The sequence below is a fragment of the Pseudomonas sp. GD03862 genome (assembly GCF_029840855.1).
Lineage (GTDB): Bacteria > Pseudomonadota > Gammaproteobacteria > Pseudomonadales > Pseudomonadaceae > Aquipseudomonas > Aquipseudomonas alloputida.
In genome coordinates this window covers 25,176-42,479 of sequence record NZ_JAOCDI010000011.1, presented here as the reverse complement: position 1 = coordinate 42,479, position 17,304 = coordinate 25,176, and the positions used below count along the sequence as shown (strand labels likewise).

The 17,304-nt window shown below is 60.8% G+C and carries 16 protein-coding genes; 2 read left to right on the top strand and 14 right to left on the bottom strand.

All coding sequences use genetic code 11. The features are described from left to right. Window positions 1-14 precede the first annotated feature (14 nt). From N5D53_RS09870 to sdhC, 5 genes are all read right to left on the bottom strand, one after another. Entirely contained in the window at window positions 15-2,846 is a 2,832-nt protein-coding gene (locus N5D53_RS09870; protein ID WP_003254210.1) for a 2-oxoglutarate dehydrogenase E1 component, read from the bottom strand. 246 nt (window positions 2,847-3,092) lie between these two features. Next, entirely contained in the window at window positions 3,093-3,797 is a 705-nt protein-coding gene (locus N5D53_RS09865; RefSeq protein WP_003254212.1) for a succinate dehydrogenase iron-sulfur subunit, read from the bottom strand. Between the two features lie 11 nt (window positions 3,798-3,808). Next, window positions 3,809-5,581, bottom strand: coding sequence for a succinate dehydrogenase flavoprotein subunit (sdhA, locus tag N5D53_RS09860; protein ID WP_003254213.1), 1,773 nt, complete (start codon window positions 5,579-5,581; stop codon window positions 3,809-3,811). A gap of 3 nt (window positions 5,582-5,584) precedes the next feature. After that, window positions 5,585-5,953, bottom strand: a complete 369-nt coding sequence (gene sdhD / locus N5D53_RS09855; protein ID WP_003254214.1) for a succinate dehydrogenase, hydrophobic membrane anchor protein — start codon at window positions 5,951-5,953, stop codon at window positions 5,585-5,587. Further along, the gene (gene sdhC / locus N5D53_RS09850) at window positions 5,947-6,333 is read right to left on the bottom strand and encodes a succinate dehydrogenase, cytochrome b556 subunit (RefSeq protein WP_008091902.1); all 387 of its coding nucleotides are present in this window, start codon (window positions 6,331-6,333) and stop codon (window positions 5,947-5,949) included. The genes sdhD and sdhC overlap by 7 nt, the downstream gene beginning before the upstream one ends. A 352-nt stretch (window positions 6,334-6,685) precedes the next feature. Here sdhC and gltA point away from each other — a divergent pair, with 352 nt between their 5' ends. Further along, entirely contained in the window at window positions 6,686-7,975 is a 1,290-nt protein-coding gene (gene gltA / locus N5D53_RS09845) for a citrate synthase (protein WP_003254218.1), read from the top strand. 175 nt (window positions 7,976-8,150) lie between these two features. On the opposite strand, the gene N5D53_RS09840 is transcribed toward gltA, so the two are convergent. From N5D53_RS09840 to N5D53_RS09800, 9 genes are all read right to left on the bottom strand, one after another. Further along, a complete protein-coding gene (locus N5D53_RS09840; protein WP_190870189.1) occupies window positions 8,151-8,756 on the bottom strand; it encodes an START domain-containing protein in 606 nt (201 codons plus the stop codon). Between the two features lie 33 nt (window positions 8,757-8,789). Continuing rightward, window positions 8,790-9,044 (bottom strand): YkgJ family cysteine cluster protein, encoded by a 255-nt coding sequence (locus N5D53_RS09835; RefSeq protein WP_019437847.1) that lies wholly within the window; start codon window positions 9,042-9,044, stop codon window positions 8,790-8,792. Window positions 9,045-9,173: 129 nt separating this feature from the next. Continuing rightward, on the bottom strand, window positions 9,174-9,608 hold the full coding sequence (locus N5D53_RS09830) for a hypothetical protein (protein WP_190869585.1): 435 nt from the start codon (window positions 9,606-9,608) through the stop codon (window positions 9,174-9,176). Window positions 9,609-9,672: 64 nt separating this feature from the next. Continuing rightward, window positions 9,673-11,115: a PLP-dependent aminotransferase family protein gene (locus N5D53_RS09825; RefSeq protein WP_003254223.1), complete on the bottom strand. Its 1,443-nt coding sequence runs from the start codon at window positions 11,113-11,115 to the stop codon at window positions 9,673-9,675. 171 nt (window positions 11,116-11,286) lie between these two features. Beyond that, window positions 11,287-12,099 (bottom strand): OmpA family protein, encoded by an 813-nt coding sequence (locus tag N5D53_RS09820; RefSeq protein WP_010954955.1) that lies wholly within the window; start codon window positions 12,097-12,099, stop codon window positions 11,287-11,289. Then, entirely contained in the window at window positions 12,096-12,449 is a 354-nt protein-coding gene (locus tag N5D53_RS09815; RefSeq protein ID WP_010954956.1) for a DUF4398 domain-containing protein, read from the bottom strand. Before N5D53_RS09815 ends, N5D53_RS09820 begins: the two co-directional genes overlap by 4 nt. Before the next feature lie 9 nt (window positions 12,450-12,458). Then, window positions 12,459-13,280, bottom strand: a complete 822-nt coding sequence (locus tag N5D53_RS09810; RefSeq protein ID WP_104961117.1) for a transporter substrate-binding domain-containing protein — start codon at window positions 13,278-13,280, stop codon at window positions 12,459-12,461. Window positions 13,281-13,355: 75 nt separating this feature from the next. Further along, window positions 13,356-14,285, bottom strand: a complete 930-nt coding sequence (locus tag N5D53_RS09805) for an FAD-binding protein (RefSeq protein WP_010954958.1) — start codon at window positions 14,283-14,285, stop codon at window positions 13,356-13,358. Further along, window positions 14,286-15,035: an electron transfer flavoprotein subunit beta/FixA family protein gene (locus tag N5D53_RS09800; protein ID WP_003254232.1), complete on the bottom strand. Its 750-nt coding sequence runs from the start codon at window positions 15,033-15,035 to the stop codon at window positions 14,286-14,288. A 535-nt stretch (window positions 15,036-15,570) separates the two neighbouring features. Here N5D53_RS09800 and N5D53_RS09795 point away from each other — a divergent pair. Beyond that, complete coding sequence (locus tag N5D53_RS09795) at window positions 15,571-17,253, top strand: electron transfer flavoprotein-ubiquinone oxidoreductase (protein ID WP_023389616.1); 1,683 nt, start codon at window positions 15,571-15,573, stop codon at window positions 17,251-17,253. Window positions 17,254-17,304: the final 51 nt, after the last annotated feature.

Sequence of the window (17,304 nt, the reverse complement as noted above, 5' to 3'; positions counted from 1 at the left end):
GGTGCGCGAAGGCGTTAGACAGTGAAGGCGTCTTGCAGCAGTTTTTCCTGCTGTTCGGCGTGCTTCGAAGCGTAACCACAGGCTGGCGCGGCAGAAGCGTCGCGACCGGCGTATTCCAGGACCAGTGCCTTGTTGTGGCGGCCCAGGATACGGCGCATGTGGTGCTGGCTGCTGTACCAGGCGCCCTGGTTCATCGGCTCTTCCTGACACCAGACCGCATGCTTGAGGTTGGTGTAAGGGGCGAGGATTTCGACCAGATCGTCCTCAGGGAACGGATACAGCTGCTCGATACGCAGGATGGCGATGTCTTCGCGGCCTTCGGCACGGCGTTTTTCCAGCAGGTCGTAGTAGACCTTGCCGCTGCACAGCACCAGACGCTCGACCTTGGCCGGATCGATTGCGTCGATTTCCGGGATCACGGTCTGGAACGAGCCTTCTGCCAGGTCTTCCAGGGTCGAGATGGCCAGCTTGTGGCGCAGCAGCGACTTCGGCGTCAGGACGACCAGCGGCTTGCGCAGCGGGCGAATGACCTGGCGACGCAGCAGGTGGTAAATCTGTGCCGGCGTCGTCGGTACGCAGACCTGGATGTTGTGCTCGGCGCACAGCTGCAGGTAACGCTCCAGACGCGCGGAGGAGTGCTCCGGCCCCTGCCCTTCATAGCCGTGTGGCAGCAGCATGGTCAGGCCACACAGACGGCCCCACTTGTGCTCACCACTGGTGATGAACTGGTCGATCACCACTTGCGCACCGTTGGCGAAGTCGCCGAACTGGGCTTCCCAGATCACCAGCGCGTTCGGCATGGTGGTGGAGTAGCCGTATTCGAAGGCCAGTACCGCCTCCTCGGACAGGAACGAATCGTACAGATCGAAACGTGGCTGGCCTGGGAACAGGTTCTGCAACGGAATGTAGGTGCTGGCGTCCTTCTGGTTGTGCAACACCGCGTGACGGTGCGAGAAGGTGCCACGGCCGATGTCCTGGCCGGTCATGCGGATCGGGTGACCTTCGAACTGCAGGGTGGCGTAAGCCATGGTCTCTGCATAACCCCAGTTGATCGGCAAGCCACCGGCCTGCATCTTCTGACGGTCTTCGTAGATCTTCGACACCTGACGCTGGACCACGAAACCTTCCGGCAGCTCGAGCAGCTTGGCCGACAGATCCTGCAGGGTCTTGAGGTCGAAACGGGTATCGTGACGCGCGGTCCAGGCATGGCCCAGATACGGACGCCAGTCGACGAACAGCTCGCGGTTCGGCTCCTTGACCAGGCTTTTCACCACGTGCAGGCCATTGTCCAGCGCGTTGCGGTACTCGTCGATCTTGGCCTGAGCGCGCTCGGCGTCGATGCGACCGGCCTGGATCAGCTGCTCGGCATACAGCTCACGGGTAGTGCGCTGCTTGCTGATTTGCTGGTACATCAGCGGCTGGGTGCCGTTAGGCTCGTCAGCCTCGTTGTGGCCACGGCGACGGTAGCAGACCAGGTCGATGACCACGTCACGCTTGAACTGCATGCGGTAGTCGATGGCCAGCTGGGTGACGAACAGCACGGCTTCCGGGTCATCGCCGTTCACGTGCAGGATCGGTGCCTGGATCATCTTGGCAACGTCGGTCGCGTACTCGGTGGAGCGCGCATCCAGCGGGTTGCTGATGGTGAAACCAACCTGGTTGTTGATCACGATGTGCACGGTACCGCCGGTCTTGAAACCGCGGGTCTGCGACATCTGGAAGGTTTCCATGACCACGCCCTGGCCAGCGAACGCAGCGTCGCCGTGGATCGAGATCGGCAGCACCTTGTCGCCAACGGTATCGTTGCGACGGTCCTGACGGGCGCGCACCGAACCCTCGACCACCGGCGAAACGATTTCCAGGTGGGACGGGTTGAACGCCATGGCCAGGTGCACTTCGCCACCCGGGGTCATCACGTTCGAGGAGAAGCCCTGGTGATACTTCACGTCACCGGAGCCCAGCTCGTTCATCTTCTTGCCTTCGAACTCGTCGAACAGCTCGCGCGGGTTCTTGCCGAAGGTGTTCACCAGCACGTTCAGACGGCCACGGTGGGCCATGCCGATCACGACCTCCTTGGCGCCGTAAGAACCGGAACGCTGGATCATTTCATCCAGCATCGGAATCAGGCTCTCGCCGCCTTCAAGGCCGAAACGCTTGGTGCCCGGGTACTTGGTGCCCAGGTACTTTTCCAGGCCCTCACCGGCGGTCACGCGCTCGAGCAGGTGGGCCTGCACGTCAGCGGAAAACTCCGGACGGCCGCGCACGCTTTCCAGGCGCTGCTGGAACCAGCTGCGCTGCTCGGAATCGACGATGTGGGTGAATTCGGCGCCAATGGTGCGACAATATGTCTTCTGGAGTGCATCGAAGATGTCGCGTAGGCTCGCCTCCTCTTTGCCGATGAACAGGTCGCCGGCACGGAAGGTCGTATCAAGATCGGCATTGGTCAAGCCGTAGTGATTGATCGACAGGTCTACTGGCGCAGGGCGCTGCCACAACCCCAACGGGTCGAGCTTGGCAGCCTGATGGCCGCGCATACGATAGGCCTGGATCAGTCGCAGAACTTCAACCTGCTTCTTCTCGTGTTCACTGCTCACGCTCCCGGCGGAAACCGGTTGGGCGCGGCGCTGGTTCTTTGCCAGCAGTACGAAATGGTCGCGGATTGTCGAGTGCGATACATCAGTAGCGGTGCTGCCGTCGGCTGGCAACTTCTGGAAGTAAGTGCGCCACTCTTCTGGCACAGCGTTAGGGTCGTGCAGGTAGAGCTCGTAGAGCTCTTCCACATATGCAGCGTTACCACCTGAAAGGTGGGCGCTATCCCACATGCGCTGCATCACGCTTTCTTGCATGCTTGGTCACCCTCGATTAGGGGACTGATCGGCGAGAGCCACAGCAAACCTGGAAAAGTCCGAAAACAGCGACTGAACCACGCCACCTGGATCCTGCTGATTTTCCGGGTACCAGCCCGGAAAGCCCCTGCTGGTCTCATATCTTCATAGGTAATGAACGCGGGCTTTGTGGGCCCTTGTTCGGGTTTTACCTCAGTGCGGGCTCACCACCCGCACCTCGGCTTACTGCAGGTACAACGCTTTGTATCAGGTGCCGCTTTGCAGCAGCATGTTACGTACGTGACCGATTGCCTTGGTCGGATTCAGACCTTTCGGGCAAACGTTTACGCAGTTCATGATCCCGCGGCAGCGGAATACGCTGAACGGGTCATCCAGGGACGCCAGGCGCTCCTGAGTCTTGGTATCGCGGCTGTCGGCAAGGAAGCGGTAGGCTTGCAGCAATGCTGCCGGGCCCAGGAACTTGTCCGGGTTCCACCAGAACGACGGGCAGGAAGTCGAGCAGCAAGCGCACAGGATGCACTCGTACAGGCCGTCCAGCTTGTCACGGTCTTCCGGCGACTGCAGGCGCTCGATGGCCGGGGCCGGGGTGTCGTTCTGCAGGAACGGCTTCACCTTCTCGTACTGCTTGTAGAAGATGCTCATATCGACCACCAGGTCACGAATGACCGGCAGGCCTGGCAGAGGGCGCAGAACCAGTTTGCCGCCTTTCACCACCGCCGACAGCGGGGTGATGCAGGCCAGGCCGTTCTTGCCGTTCATGTTCATGCCATCGGAACCGCAAACGCCTTCACGGCAGGAGCGACGGTACGAGAAACCCTCGTCCTTTTCCTTGATCAGTGCCAATACATCCAGCACCATCAGGTCCTTGCCGCCGGTATCGACGTCGAACGACTCCATTTTTGGCGCCGAGTCGGTGTCCGGGTTGTAACGATAAACTTCGACTTTCAACATAGCAGCCACCCTTAGTAAGTCCGGACTTTTGGTTCGAAGGCTGGAACAGTCTTCGGCGCAAAGTTGACGCCGCGCTTGGCAACGCGCTTCTCACCCGGGTAGTACAGGGTGTGGCACAGCCAGTTTTCGTCGTCACGGTCTTCGAAGTCTTCACGGGCGTGAGCGCCGCGGGACTCTTTACGGGCTTCGGCCGCGATGGCAGTAGCTTCGGCGACTTCCAGCAGGTTCTGCAGCTCCAGCGCTTCGATACGCGCGGTGTTGAAGGCCTGGGACTTGTCGTTGATCTTGACGTTGGCGATACGGTCACGCAGACCGGCCAACTGCTCGATACCCTTCTGCATGTATTCGCCAGTACGGAATACACCGAAGTAGTTCTGCATGCAGCTCTGCAGCTCGCGCTTCAGGCTGGCAACGTCTTCACCGCTGGTACGCTCGTTGAGCTTGTTCAGGCGGTTCAGGGCAACATCGACGTCGGTGTCGCTGGCGTCGCGGTATTCCACGCCTTCGCTCAGCGCCTTCTCCAGGTGCAGGCCGGCAGCACGGCCGAACACCACCAGGTCGAGCAGCGAGTTGCCGCCCAGGCGGTTGGCACCGTGAACCGATACGCACGCCACTTCACCTACGGCGAACAGGCCCGGGATGATGTGATCCTGGCCGTCGGCGTCCATGGTGATGGCCTGGCCATGAATGTTGGTGGCAACGCCGCCCATCATGTAGTGGCAGGTCGGCACGACCGGCACCGGCGCGACCACAGGGTCGACGTGGGCGAAGGTCTTGGACAGTTCGCAGATACCTGGCAGGCGGCTGTGCAGCACTTCCTCGCCCAGGTGGTCCAGCTTCAGCAGTACGTGGTCCTTGTTCGGGCCCACGCCGTTGCCGGCGATGATTTCCTTGACCATGGAACGGGCAACCACGTCGCGGCCGGCCAGGTCTTTGGCGTTCGGCGCGTAACGCTCCATGAAGCGCTCGCCGTGGGCGTTGATCAGGTAGCCACCTTCACCGCGGCAACCCTCGGTGACCAGTACACCGGCGCCGGCGATACCGGTCGGGTGGAACTGCCACATTTCGATGTCCTGCACCGGCACGCCTGCACGCAGGGCCATGCCGATACCGTCACCGGTGTTGATCAGGGCGTTGGTGGTGGACGCGTAGATACGGCCCGCACCGCCAGTGGCCAGCACGGTGGCCTTGGACTTGATGTACAGGGTTTCGCCGGTTTCGATGCAGATGGCGATCACACCCACGAATGCGCCGTCCTGGTTTTTCACCAGGTCAACTGCGTAGTACTCGTTGAGGAACGTGGTGCCCGCTTTCAGGTTGCCCTGGTACAGGGTGTGCAGCAGCGCGTGACCAGTACGGTCGGAAGCGGCACAGGTACGGGCAGCCTGGCCACCTTTACCGAAGTCCTTGGACTGACCACCGAACGGGCGCTGATAGATGCGGCCGGTTTCGGTGCGCGAGAACGGCAGACCCATGTGATCCAGCTCGAAGACCGCAGCCGGGCCTTCCTGACACATGTATTCGATAGCGTCCTGGTCGCCGATGTAGTCGGAACCCTTGACGGTATCGTACATGTGCCAGCGCCAGTCGTCGTTCGGGTCGGCCGAAGCGATGGCGCAGGTGATGCCGCCCTGGGCGGATACGGTGTGCGAACGGGTCGGGAAGACCTTGGTGACTACGGCAGTCTTGTGGCCGCCTTGAGCCAGTTGCAGCGCTGCGCGCATGCCGGCGCCGCCGCCACCGATGATGATGGCGTCGAAGGAAATGGTTGGAATGCTAGCCATGGATCAGATACCCCAGAGAATCTGCACACCCCAGACGAAGTAAGCGAACATCGCAACGCCGCATACCGCCTGGAACAGGAAACGAATCGCAGTTGCCGACTTGCCGAACGACATAGGCGTCAGGTAGTCGGTTGCAATGGTCCACATGCCGACCCAGGCGTGAGCGCCCAGGGCAACGAGGGCCAGCAGACTGAAGATCCGCATCGCGTTGTTGGAGAACAGACCATGCCACTGGGTGTAGTCGATGCCTGGGTGGGCGACCACGTAGCCGATCAGGAAGAGGAAGTAAGCCGCGAGAACGACCGCAGAAACGCGCTGCGCCATCCAGTCATAGAGGCCCGAACGCGACAGGTTCGTGACATTGGTTACCATACCCAAACTCCCACCAGAACGATCAGCACCACGGAGATGACGATCACGATTTTCGAGCCCAGCTTGCCGCCTTCCAGCGTCTCACCGATACCCATGTCCATGATCAGGTGACGAACACCTGCCACGAGGTGATAAAGCAGGGCGGACAGCAGGCCCCAGGTCACGAACTTGGCCAGCGGGCTGGTCAGACACGCCTTCACCTCACCGAAGCCTTCCTCGGAACCCAGCGACTTGCCCAGTGCATAAAGCATGATGGCAAGGCCGATGAACAGGATGACGCCGGAGATACGGTGCAGGATGGACGTGTACGCAGTGACGGGGAGCTTGATGGTCCTTAGGTCTAGGTTTACAGGTCGTTGGCTTTTCACGGCTTTTTTCACACTGAAGAGCCCCTAGCGAATCAGGGCAAAGTTGTTGGTAAGTGTACTGGTCAGGTACCCACCACCCAGGGAACGGCGACCCCCAGCAGTTCGGGCTTGCAAGCCCCTGGCGGTCGGGTGCCGAGTATAGACAGTTAGGCTGCTTATGACAACGTGACGGGGTAGCCCAAATAGCGCATTGCCTTTAATGAACAAAAGGCGTAAATGGGCGAGAATTTCGGGAAAAATCAGGCTTGAATGCCTGATTCAACAAGCCTTTAGGCAAATTGACATCTGAATTTATCCCTCTATAGTGGTGCGGGCCCTGCGTGGGGGGTCTGTCTGATGATTTCAAGCATTAATAGGAGGCCACATGGCTGACAAAAAAGCGCAGTTGGTCATCGAGGGCGCTGCCCCCGTCGAGCTGCCCATTTTAACCGGCACCGTTGGTCCTGATGTAATCGACGTCCGCGGGTTAGGGGCCACTGGTCACTTCACCTTCGACCCAGGTTTCATGGCGACTGCCTCGTGCGAGTCGAAGATCACCTATATTGACGGCGACAAAGGTATCCTGCTGCACCGCGGCTACCCGATCGAGCAACTCGCCGAACAGTCCGACTACCTCGAAACCTGCTACCTGCTGCTCAATGGCGAACTGCCGAATGCCGAGCAGAAGGCCCAGTTCGTCAGCACCGTCAAGAACCACACCATGGTTCACGAGCAGCTGAAGTCCTTCTTCAACGGCTTCCGTCGCGACGCTCACCCGATGGCGGTGATGTGCGGCGTAGTCGGCGCCCTGTCGGCGTTCTATCACGACTCCCTGGATATCAATAACCCGCAACACCGCGAAATCTCCGCGGTGCGCCTGGTCGCCAAGATGCCGACCCTGGCTGCGATGGTTTACAAGTACTCCATGGGCCAGCCGATGATGTACCCGCGCAACGACCTGTCGTACGCGGAAAACTTCCTGCACATGATGTTCAACACCCCGTGCGAGATCAAACCGATCAGCCCGGTGCTGGCCAAGGCAATGGACCGGATCTTCATCCTCCACGCCGACCACGAGCAGAACGCCTCCACCTCCACCGTTCGTCTGGCAGGCTCGTCGGGTGCCAACCCGTTCGCCTGTATCGCCGCCGGTATCGCCGCACTGTGGGGCCCGGCCCACGGCGGTGCGAACGAAGCCGTACTGACCATGCTGGATGAAATCGGCGATGTCTCGAACATCGACAAATTCATCGCCAAGGCCAAGGACAAGAACGACCCGTTCAAGCTGATGGGCTTCGGTCACCGCGTGTACAAGAACCGCGACCCGCGCGCCACCGTGATGAAGCAGACCTGCGACGAAGTCCTGCGCGAGCTGGGCATCAAGAACGACCCGCAGCTGGAACTGGCCATGCGCCTGGAAGAGATCGCCCTGACCGATCCTTACTTCATCGAGCGCTCGCTGTACCCGAACGTCGACTTCTACTCGGGGATCATCCTCAAGGCGATCGGCATTCCGACCAGCATGTTCACCGTGATCTTCGCCCTGGCACGTACCGTGGGCTGGATCTCGCACTGGAAAGAAATGCTCTCCAGCCCGTACAAGATCGGCCGTCCGCGCCAGCTGTACACCGGCGAGCAGAAGCGCGACATCGTTGCCCTGAAAGACCGCAAGTAAGCTGCAGTAGCCGAACGCAAGAAGGCTGCCCTCGGGCAGCCTTTTTTATTTGTCCTGTACCGGCCTCTTCGCGGGCTTGCCCGCTCCCACAGGTACTGCACAGATCTCGAGGGCTGCGCTGTACCTGTGGGAGCGGGCAAGCCCGCGAAGAGGCCGGCACAGACACCACAAAACCTCAGTTTTTCTCCGCCCGCTCGCGCAGCCCTTTCAGGGTATTGAACGGCGCATCCACCACGAACTTGTTGGCCACCATCGCCGGCACGCTACCACCTGGCTCGGTGTGCACCTGGTAGGTCACTTCAGTGCTGTCACCCTTGGGCACCAGCTTCCAGAAGCCGTCGACTTTTGCCACCCGAACAAAACCCTTCTCTTCCGGCAGGTAAGTCGGCTCTTCTTTCAGGTTACGGGTCAGGCTGCCATCCGCCTCCTTGACGGTCGTAATGTGCAGCACGGAATCACGCGGCGTCACCGGCCATGGCGTATTGAACTGGGTATAGGTCCAGCTCTGGTCACCTTCGTGCTTGAGCAGCTTCTGCGACTTGCATTCGTGAATCCAGGCACAGGCCCCGGACACGTCCTCCTGCAGCGCCTCGACCTTGGCCAGCGGCGCCTTGATCACGATCACACCGCGATAGGCCTTGTACTTGGACCCGGCCACCTCACTGAGGGACACCTTGATGCCCTCCTCGTCCTTGGCCACTTGCCAGTTTTCAGCCCAGGCCACAGGCGACAGCAGAACACCCACACCACACAGCAGTGCAATACGCTTGAACGATCTCATCATGTTTATCCTTGTTGTCGAAGATCCAGCCTGTCACGCCGCCGTCATCTGCTCCCACCAGCCAAGAATCCTGATTGCCTCGTCACGATCACTGCCGCACACCTCGACATCTGCCTTGAAACCACCGCACACCGCCGGCCGCTCAGGCTTGCCAAACAGGTCGCAAAGGTTGGCCGCAGTCAGGTGCAGGCAGCGCTCACCCGCCGGCTTGCCATTGGGCATTCGCGGCATCGCAGAAGTGATGGACGGGGCGATGCAGCAGGCACCACAGCCCTCACGGCATTGCATGGCTATTCACCAAAATCAGGACTCCCTGGAACAAAACGGGACGAACGTCCCTGGATAGTAACCGCTCAAACAGTCGTTTGAAATTGCTGGCACGATGAAATCTGCTGTGACCTGGCAGTCAGTTCCCGCCTATTGGCGATACTCGAAATCGATGGCAGCTCCTTCCACGTCATGACGGCTGTCATTGCGCAGTTGCAGCTGCATTTCGTTGTTGATCAGCCGGCCATTGAGCTGATACGGACTGTCATTGGTCTCTGGCTTTTCTGTGAACATGGGCGGCAACAAAGGTTTGCGCCGCTGGATTGGCGAAGGCGTGCCCACATCCGGCTCAAGTTTGTCGACCATATCAACGGGCAGGCTGAGGTCCAGATTTGTCTTGGGCAAGGGCTTGGCAACCGCTTTGCTGACCGGCTTGTGTACAGGCTTGGCAGTCGCCTTTTTTGGCACGTGCTTGCCCTGAGCTGCCTGAGTCTGGTTTGCCGGTTGCGCAGCCAAGGCAGGGACGACCGGGCAGCAGAACGTCAGAAGGCACACGATCAGGACAAAGCAGCGCGAAGCGTTCATGGCAAATGGACAGACTGGCAGGAAAAATGCCTATGCTCCCTGTTCCACAGGCGGCTTGCAAGCCTTACAACAGCGTGACCGCAGTCTCCCTGCACAACTGCTGCGCCAGCAAACCGAGCGTAATCACAGCCCGCTCGGCCTCTTTATTCCAAGGTATGCCGCAGTTGAGTCGGACACAGTGGTTGAACTGCTCTGTGTTACTGAATATCAGTCCTGGCGCAATGCTGATGCCCTGCTCCAGCGCGCGCACATGCAACTCCTGGGTATTGACCCGACCAGGCAGGCTCACCCAGAGAATGAAGCCGCCTGTCGGCCGGGTCATCTGGGTACCCTCGGGGAAGTGCTGCTGCACTGCCAGCTGATAGGCACTGAGGTTCTTGCGATATTCCTGGCGTATGTAGCGCAGATGCCGATCGTAGCCGCCATTCTCCAGGTAGGCTGCCACGCCCATCTGCGTCACGCTACAGGCCGAGTGGGTGGTAAACGTCTGCAGGCGCTGAATCTCGTCCTGGTAACGCCCGGCGATCATCCACCCCACCCGCACGCCAGGGGACAGGGTCTTGGAGAAGCTCGAACAGTAGATCACCCGGTCCAGCCGGTCGAACGCCTTCAGCGCCTTGGTCTTGCCCTGCTCGAACATCAGCTCACCGTAGATGTCATCCTCGATGATCTGGATATCGAAGTCCGAGGCCAGGCGCAGCAATTGCTTTTGCCGCTCTTCGGGAACGGTGCCGCCCAGCGGGTTGCTCAAGCGCGCAGTGAGCACCAGCGCCTTGATCGACCATTGGTTAGCCGCCAGTTGCAAGGCTTCGAGGCTGATACCGGTGGACGGGTCACTGGGGATTTCGATCACTTTCAAACCCAGCAGGTCAGCCAACTGCAGCAAGCCGTAATAGGTCGGTGACTCGGCGGCGATCAGGTCACCTGGGCGGGTCAGCACCCGCAGCGACATCTGCAGGGCATCGACACACCCATGGGTCACGATCACTTCGCGCGGGTCGACCAGCACGCCGGCATCGCGCATGCGTATGGCGATCTGTCGGCGCAGCGGCTCGAAACCGGGGCTGAACATGTAGCTGAAGGCGCGCGGGCTATGGAAGCGCGTCACCTTGGCGATTTGCTGATGCAGGGCGCGCACTGGCAGGTAGTCGACATGCGGCACAGCAGCGCCAAACGGGAACACACCATCGCGGCGCGCCTCAGTCAGCACCTGCTGGATGATGCTGGCGCGCGTGACCAGGCCCGGGCGCTCCACCCGAGCGATGTCCGGGGTTTGCGCGGTCAAGGCAGGGGTCTGGTGCACGTAATAGCCAGACTGCGGCCGCGCCCGGATAAGCCCTTGGTCCTCAAGATTGGCATAGGCCTGCAACACCGTGGCATGGCTGACGTTGAGCTGGGCGCTCATCTTGCGCACGGAGGGTACCCGCTCGCCTGGCTGGTAGACGCCGCGACGGATATCATCGGCCAGTTGCTGGGCGATACGCTGGTACAGCAGCAGGTTGGTCATGTCGACATGCTCGTTATTCTTGTACGGGTCACTGACGGTAGAGAATACCGTAACAGTTGCAAAGTGTACTGGGACAGATTGCAACATAGTCGACAATACAACAGCGTGACCGCTATCGAAACGATTAATCCGACATAAAACGGGCCGCAAAGCGGCCCGTTTCGACAAGACTCAGCGCGCTGGCGCGAGCCGACCCTTGTCATCGGAGAATACGATCTCCACTCGACGGTTTTGCGCCCTGCCCCGCTCCGAAGCATTGGCCTCGATCGGGTACTGGTCGCCATAGCCTTCAACCTGCAGGCGCTTTTCGTCGATGCCCAGGTCCACTAGCATGTCGGCCACGGACTGCGCCCGGTCGCGCGACAGCTTGAGATTCTCCTCGCCCGCGCCAGTACTGTCGGTATAGCCCTCGATACGCACTACCCGGCGCGGGTTGAGCTGCAGGAACTGCACCAGCTTGAGCACAGTCCGGCTGGCCGAGTTCTTCAGGTCGGCACTGCCGGTATCGAACAGCACATCGCCCAAGGTCATCACCAAGCCACGGTCGGCCTGCTCCGAAGCCAACGCGGCAATCTGCGACTCAACCCACTTGCCCTGCTGCTGCACGCTGGCCAGTTTGGCCTCACGCAAGGCCAGCTGCAGGCGCTGGCGCTCCAGGTCGAGCTTGGCCTGGCGCTCCTGGTTCAGCGCCAGCTTGGCATGCTCGCGGGCAATCTCGCTGTAGCGCTGGCTGAGGTAAGCATAATGCCGCACATCGGAACCGGTGCCGATGTAACTGGACAGGCGCTCGGCGCGAGCCAACGACTCACCCGCCCGAATCACGTCACGCGGCGCGCTGCGCAGCACATCGGAATCATCTTTGACCCCCTGGAAGGCGACGGTGGCCTCATCCAGCGCGGCACTGCTGCGCTGGCTGGCGCAACCTTGCAAACCTGCCGTCAGCGCCAACAATGCCAGTGCAGCCAAAGGCGTACGACGGATCATGGCTGCACCTCCAGTTGCTTGCGCAAGCGCTTGACCCGCGACTGCAGCACCTGCAGCTGCTCTTCGCTCTTCTGGTTCAGCACCTGGGCCTCGGCCAGGCGCGCATCCAGCTCGGCTTGCTCAGCGCGCATGCGCGCATCGCGGTAGTCCTGGGTAAGCATGTTGGACTTGGCGCGGGCCAACTTGTCTTCAGCCAGTTTCAGCGTTTCGACCTGCTCAGTGGCGCCGACGGCCTTGGCCTGGTCCAGTGCCTGTTCGGAAATGCGCATCTGCTCTTCAGGGGCCGGATCATTGGCGCAGCCAGCCAGGCCGAGCACGGCCAGGGCAAGGATTAGTGGTTGGGTTCTCACGCAATCTTCCTAGTGTTTGGGGGCGTCCGCCGGTACCTGCATCTGCGCTTTCCAGCGCTCGACATTTCGTTGCAGCACAGCTTCGGATGCACCAGAGATCGGCAATTCTGTCAGTTTTTTTGCCAATTGCCCACGCAACCAGCTGTCATTGCACGCCGAGTTGTGCGACAGCGCCAGGTACAGGCCCGGCCTGTCCACCGGCAAGCCGCGGGCTATCAGGTCATTGCTCATGCCCAGGCTCTGGGCCATGGCCATACCGGAGTAACGGCCAGCCAGCACATAGTCCACCTGGCCGAGTACCAGTTTCTGAAAGGCCTGGGTCAGGTTTTGCGCCGGCACCAGCTTGAGCTGGGCCTTGGCGAACGCAGTAAAGGCCGGGGTCAGGCGTGCACGCTCGGACAAACTGCCCTGGTATCTGGCCAGATCGGCCGGGCCATCAAAGGTCACCGCTGCATCATGGCGGGTCCACACCAGGTACTCATTGAGCTGCAACGGCGGATGGATGTAGTCCAGCGCGGTCAGTTGCTCCACCTGCAAGGGGGTGTCGAGCAGCAGGTCCATGCGCCCACTGCGCACCTCTTCCAGCGCCTGATCACGGCGACCGGCACTCAGCACCTCGACCTTCACACCCAGTTCGCCAGCCACCTGGCGCAACAGGTCGACGTTGGCGCCAATCAGGTGCCCGGGGTCTTTCGGGTCTTGCCACGAATAGGGCGGCGCATCTGGGCTACCGGTCGCCACCAGGCGCTCGCACTTGCCTGCGGCCATGGCCAGTGGTGACACCAACAGCGCCACACATGCCAGCACCCTGCCCGTTCCGCGCAACCTCATCCCTCACCCCTCAAGCCATAAAAAAACCCGACCCTCAAAACGAGGGCCGGGTTCTTTATAAGTGAAGCAGGCGGATCAGACCAGCTTTTCCAGCTCCGGAACCGCTTCGAACAGGTCAGCGACCAGGCCGTAGTCGGCCACCTGGAAGATCGGCGCTTCTTCGTCCTTGTTGATCGCCACGATCACTTTGGAGTCTTTCATGCCGGCCAGGTGCTGGATCGCGCCGGAGATACCGACGGCGATGTACAGCTGTGGCGCAACGATCTTGCCGGTCTGGCCGACCTGCATGTCGTTCGGCACGAAGCCTGCGTCGACTGCGGCGCGCGAAGCACCAACCGCAGCGCCGAGCTTGTCGGCCAGGCTGTACAGGTGTTTGAAGTTGTCACCGTTGCCCATGCCACGGCCGCCGGAAACGACGATCTTGGCTGCAGTCAGCTCTGGGCGGTCTGACTTGGCCAGCTCTTCGCCAACGAAAGCCGAAATACCGGCGTTGTGCGCAGCGCCAACAGCCTCGACGGCAGCCGAACCACCTTCGGCGGCCACGGCGTCGAAGCCGGTGGTACGCACGGTGATCACCTTGATGGCCGCGCTCGATTGCACGGTGGCAATGGCGTTACCCGCGTAGATCGGGCGCTTGAAGGTGTCGGCGGACTCGACCGAGATGATCTCGGAGATCTGGTCCACGTCCAGCAGCGCGGCAACACGTGGCAGGATGTTCTTGCCGTTGGTGGTAGCCGGGGCCAGCACATGGCTGTAACCCTTGGCCAGCTCGACGATCAGCGGCGCGACGTTTTCCGGCAGGACGTGGGCGTAGGCGGCGTTATCAGCCACCAGCACCTTGGCAACGCCGGCGATCTTGGCAGCGGATTCGGCAACGCCACCGACGTTCTGGCCAGCGACCAGGACGTGCACATCACCACCGATCTTGGCGGCTGCAGCGACAGTGTTCAGGGTGGCCGGGGCTACGGCGCCGGCCTCGTATTCAGCGACAACCAGGATAGTCATTTAGATTACCTTCGCTTCGTTCTTCAGCTTCTCGACCAGTTCGGCCACCGATTTGACCTTGATGCCAGCGCTGCGGGCAGCCGGGGCTTCAACCTTCACGGTCTTGTTGGTGGAGGCGAGGGAAACGCCCAGTGCGTCTGGAGTAACAGTCTCCAGTGGCTTCTTCTTGGCCTTCATGATGTTCGGCAGCGACGCGTAGCGTGGCTCGTTCAGGCGCAGGTCGGTGGTGACGATCGCGGGCAGGTTCAGTGCAACGGTCTGCAGGCCGCCATCGATTTCACGGGTGACATTCAGCTTGTCGCCAGCGACTTCGACCTTGGACGCAAAGGTACCCTGGGCGAAGCCAGTCAGCGCGGCCAGCATCTGGCCGGTCTGGTTGTTGTCACTGTCGATGGCCTGCTTGCCGAGGATGACCAGCTGCGGCTGCTCCTTGTCGACAACGGCCTTCAGCGCCTTGGCCACGGCCAGGGAGTTCAGTTCGTCAGCGGCTTCTACCAGGATGGCACGGTCGGCACCCAGGGCCAGGGCAGTACGCAGTTGCTCCTGAGCGGTGGTCGGGCCGACGGAAACCACGACGATCTCGGTCGCAACGCCTTTTTCCTTCAGGCGTACGGCTTCTTCCACGGCGATTTCGCAGAAGGGGTTCATGGACATCTTGACGTTAGCAAGGTCGACGCCGGAGTTGTCCGCTTTGACGCGAACCTTGACGTTGTAGTCGACCACTCGTTTGACAGCTACAAGAACCTTCATGGATTCCTCGTTACTCTCCGGTGAATAGATAGTCGCCTGGGGCATAGCCCAGCGATGCGCGTGGGTACAAGGGCACCTCTAAAAACGTATTGGGAGGCAGCAACTTCACAGTGACCGAACAGTCTTGTTCGGACTCTTGCGACAAATCCTCACGGGTCATTTCCTGTCGTGGCGTGTAAACTCCACTACAAACCGGCCTAAGCCCGCAAAACCCTGCTCCACACCTGGTCTTTAGAGGTGTACCTGCGCCCGGCTGCAAGCCTACGGCGAACGTAAAACCGCTCGTATCTTGACCGTAACACCCATTCCGGTCAATACGGCAAATCGGTCACCCTCCAGCCGCGTTCCTGTGATTTTACTGGCCTGCGGCAAATTCAAACAAACGTTTGTATTGGACCCGCCAAGTGGTGTAGATATAATGCGCGGCCAAGACAAAACGGTGTAGTCCGTCATTTGCCCAGCTACAGTTCCGCCGTTGCGTAGAACCGCTGCGAATGCCCCGCACCCATAAGACAAAGCAACAGCACGAGCCTTGATGAGTAGGAGAGAACCAGTGGAACGCGAATACATGGAATTCGACGTGGTCATCGTCGGCGCCGGCCCGGCGGGCCTGTCCGCCGCCTGCCGCCTGAAGCAGAAGGCCGCCGAAGCCGGTAGCGAAATCAGCGTCTGCGTGGTGGAGAAAGGCTCTGAAGTCGGCGCCCACATCCTCTCTGGCGCAGTGTTCGAGCCCCGCGCCCTGAACGAGCTGTTCCCCGACTGGAAAGCACTCGGCGCACCGCTGAACACCGAAGTGAAGCGCGACGACATCTACGTGCTCAAGGATGCCGGTAGCGCGACCAAGGTGCCTGACCTGTTCGTGCCCAAGACCATGCACAACCATGGCAACTACATCATCTCGCTGGGCAACCTGTGCCGCTGGCTGGCCCAGCAGGCCGAGAACCTCGGTGTGGAGATCTACCCGGGCTTCGCCGCCCAGGAAGCGCTGTTCGACGACAACGGCGTGGTCCGCGGCATCGTCACCGGCGACCTCGGTGTCGATCGTGAAGGCAACCCCAAGGACGGCCTGTACACCCCGGGCATGGAACTGCGCGCCAAGTACACCCTGTTCGCCGAAGGCTGCCGTGGCCACATCGGCAAGCAGCTGATCAAGCGCTTCAACCTCGACAGCGAGTCCGACGTCCAGCACTACGGCATCGGCCTGAAGGAAATCTGGGAAATCGACCCGGCCAAGCACGAACAGGGCCTGGTGGTGCACACCGCCGGCTGGCCGCTGGACGTGGTGGCCAAGGAAAACACCGGTGGCTCGTTCCTCTATCACCTGGAAAACAACCAGGTGGTGGTCGGCCTGATCGTCGACCTGTCCTATGCCAACCCCTACCTGTCGCCGTTCGACGAATTCCAGCGGCTCAAGCACCACCCGGTGATCAGCCAGTACCTCGAAGGCGGCAAGCGCATCAGCTACGGCGCCCGCGCCTTGGCCAAGGGCGGCATCAACTCGCTGCCGAAAATGGTCTTCAATGGTGGCGCGCTGATCGGTTGCGACCTGGGCACCATGAACGTGGCCAAGATCAAGGGCAGCCATACCGCGATGAAGTCCGGCATGCTCGCAGCCGAAGCAGTGGCCGACGCATTGATCGCCGGCAGCGAAGGCGGCGATCAATTGAACAGCTATGTCAGCGCCTTCAAGGCCAGCTGGCTGTACGAAGAACTGTTCGCCAGCCGCAACTTCGGCCCGGCCATGCACAAGTTCGGCCCGCTGCTGGGCGCGGCGTTCAACTATGTCGACCAGAACTGGTTCGGTGGCAAGCTGCCGTTCACCCTGCACGACACCAAGCCGGACTATGCCTGCCTCAAGCTGGCCGCCGATTCGAAAAAGATCGACTACCCGAAACCGGACGGCAAGCTCAGCTTCGACAAGCTCAGCTCGGTATTCCTCTCCAGCACCAACCACGAAGAGGAACAACCCTGCCACCTGAAGCTGACCGATCCGAGCGTACCGATCGCCAGCAACCTGCCGCTGTACGACGAGCCAGCCCAGCGCTACTGCCCGGCCGGCGTGTACGAGGTGGTCACCCAAGAAGACGGCAACAAGCGTTTCCAGATCAACGCGCAGAACTGCGTGCACTGCAAGACCTGCGACATCAAAGACCCGGCCCAGAACATCACCTGGGTCACCCCTGAAGGCGCTGGCGGGCCGAACTACCCGAACATGTAAGGCCCCTGCCCTTGCGGCAACAAAAAGCCCCCGGTCCTTATGGGCCGGGGG

Coding starts and splice junctions, on each gene's coding strand:
- N5D53_RS09870 (WP_003254210.1), bottom strand. CDS start 2,846: ATGCAAGAAAGCGTGATGCAGCGCATGTGGGATAGCGCCCACCTTTCA.
- N5D53_RS09865 (WP_003254212.1), bottom strand. CDS start 3,797: ATGTTGAAAGTCGAAGTTTATCGTTACAACCCGGACACCGACTCGGCG.
- sdhA (WP_003254213.1), bottom strand. CDS start 5,581: ATGGCTAGCATTCCAACCATTTCCTTCGACGCCATCATCATCGGTGGC.
- sdhD (WP_003254214.1), bottom strand. CDS start 5,953: ATGGTAACCAATGTCACGAACCTGTCGCGTTCGGGCCTCTATGACTGG.
- gltA (WP_003254218.1), top strand. CDS start 6,686: ATGGCTGACAAAAAAGCGCAGTTGGTCATCGAGGGCGCTGCCCCCGTC.
- N5D53_RS09840 (WP_190870189.1), bottom strand. CDS start 8,756: ATGAGATCGTTCAAGCGTATTGCACTGCTGTGTGGTGTGGGTGTTCTG.
- N5D53_RS09835 (WP_019437847.1), bottom strand. CDS start 9,044: ATGCAATGCCGTGAGGGCTGTGGTGCCTGCTGCATCGCCCCGTCCATC.
- N5D53_RS09830 (WP_190869585.1), bottom strand. CDS start 9,608: ATGAACGCTTCGCGCTGCTTTGTCCTGATCGTGTGCCTTCTGACGTTC.
- N5D53_RS09825 (WP_003254223.1), bottom strand. CDS start 11,115: ATGACCAACCTGCTGCTGTACCAGCGTATCGCCCAGCAACTGGCCGAT.
- N5D53_RS09820 (WP_010954955.1), bottom strand. CDS start 12,099: ATGATCCGTCGTACGCCTTTGGCTGCACTGGCATTGTTGGCGCTGACG.
- N5D53_RS09810 (WP_104961117.1), bottom strand. CDS start 13,280: ATGAGGTTGCGCGGAACGGGCAGGGTGCTGGCATGTGTGGCGCTGTTG.
- N5D53_RS09805 (WP_010954958.1), bottom strand. CDS start 14,285: ATGACTATCCTGGTTGTCGCTGAATACGAGGCCGGCGCCGTAGCCCCG.
- N5D53_RS09800 (WP_003254232.1), bottom strand. CDS start 15,035: ATGAAGGTTCTTGTAGCTGTCAAACGAGTGGTCGACTACAACGTCAAG.
- N5D53_RS09795 (WP_023389616.1), top strand. CDS start 15,571: ATGAGTAGGAGAGAACCAGTGGAACGCGAATACATGGAATTCGACGTG.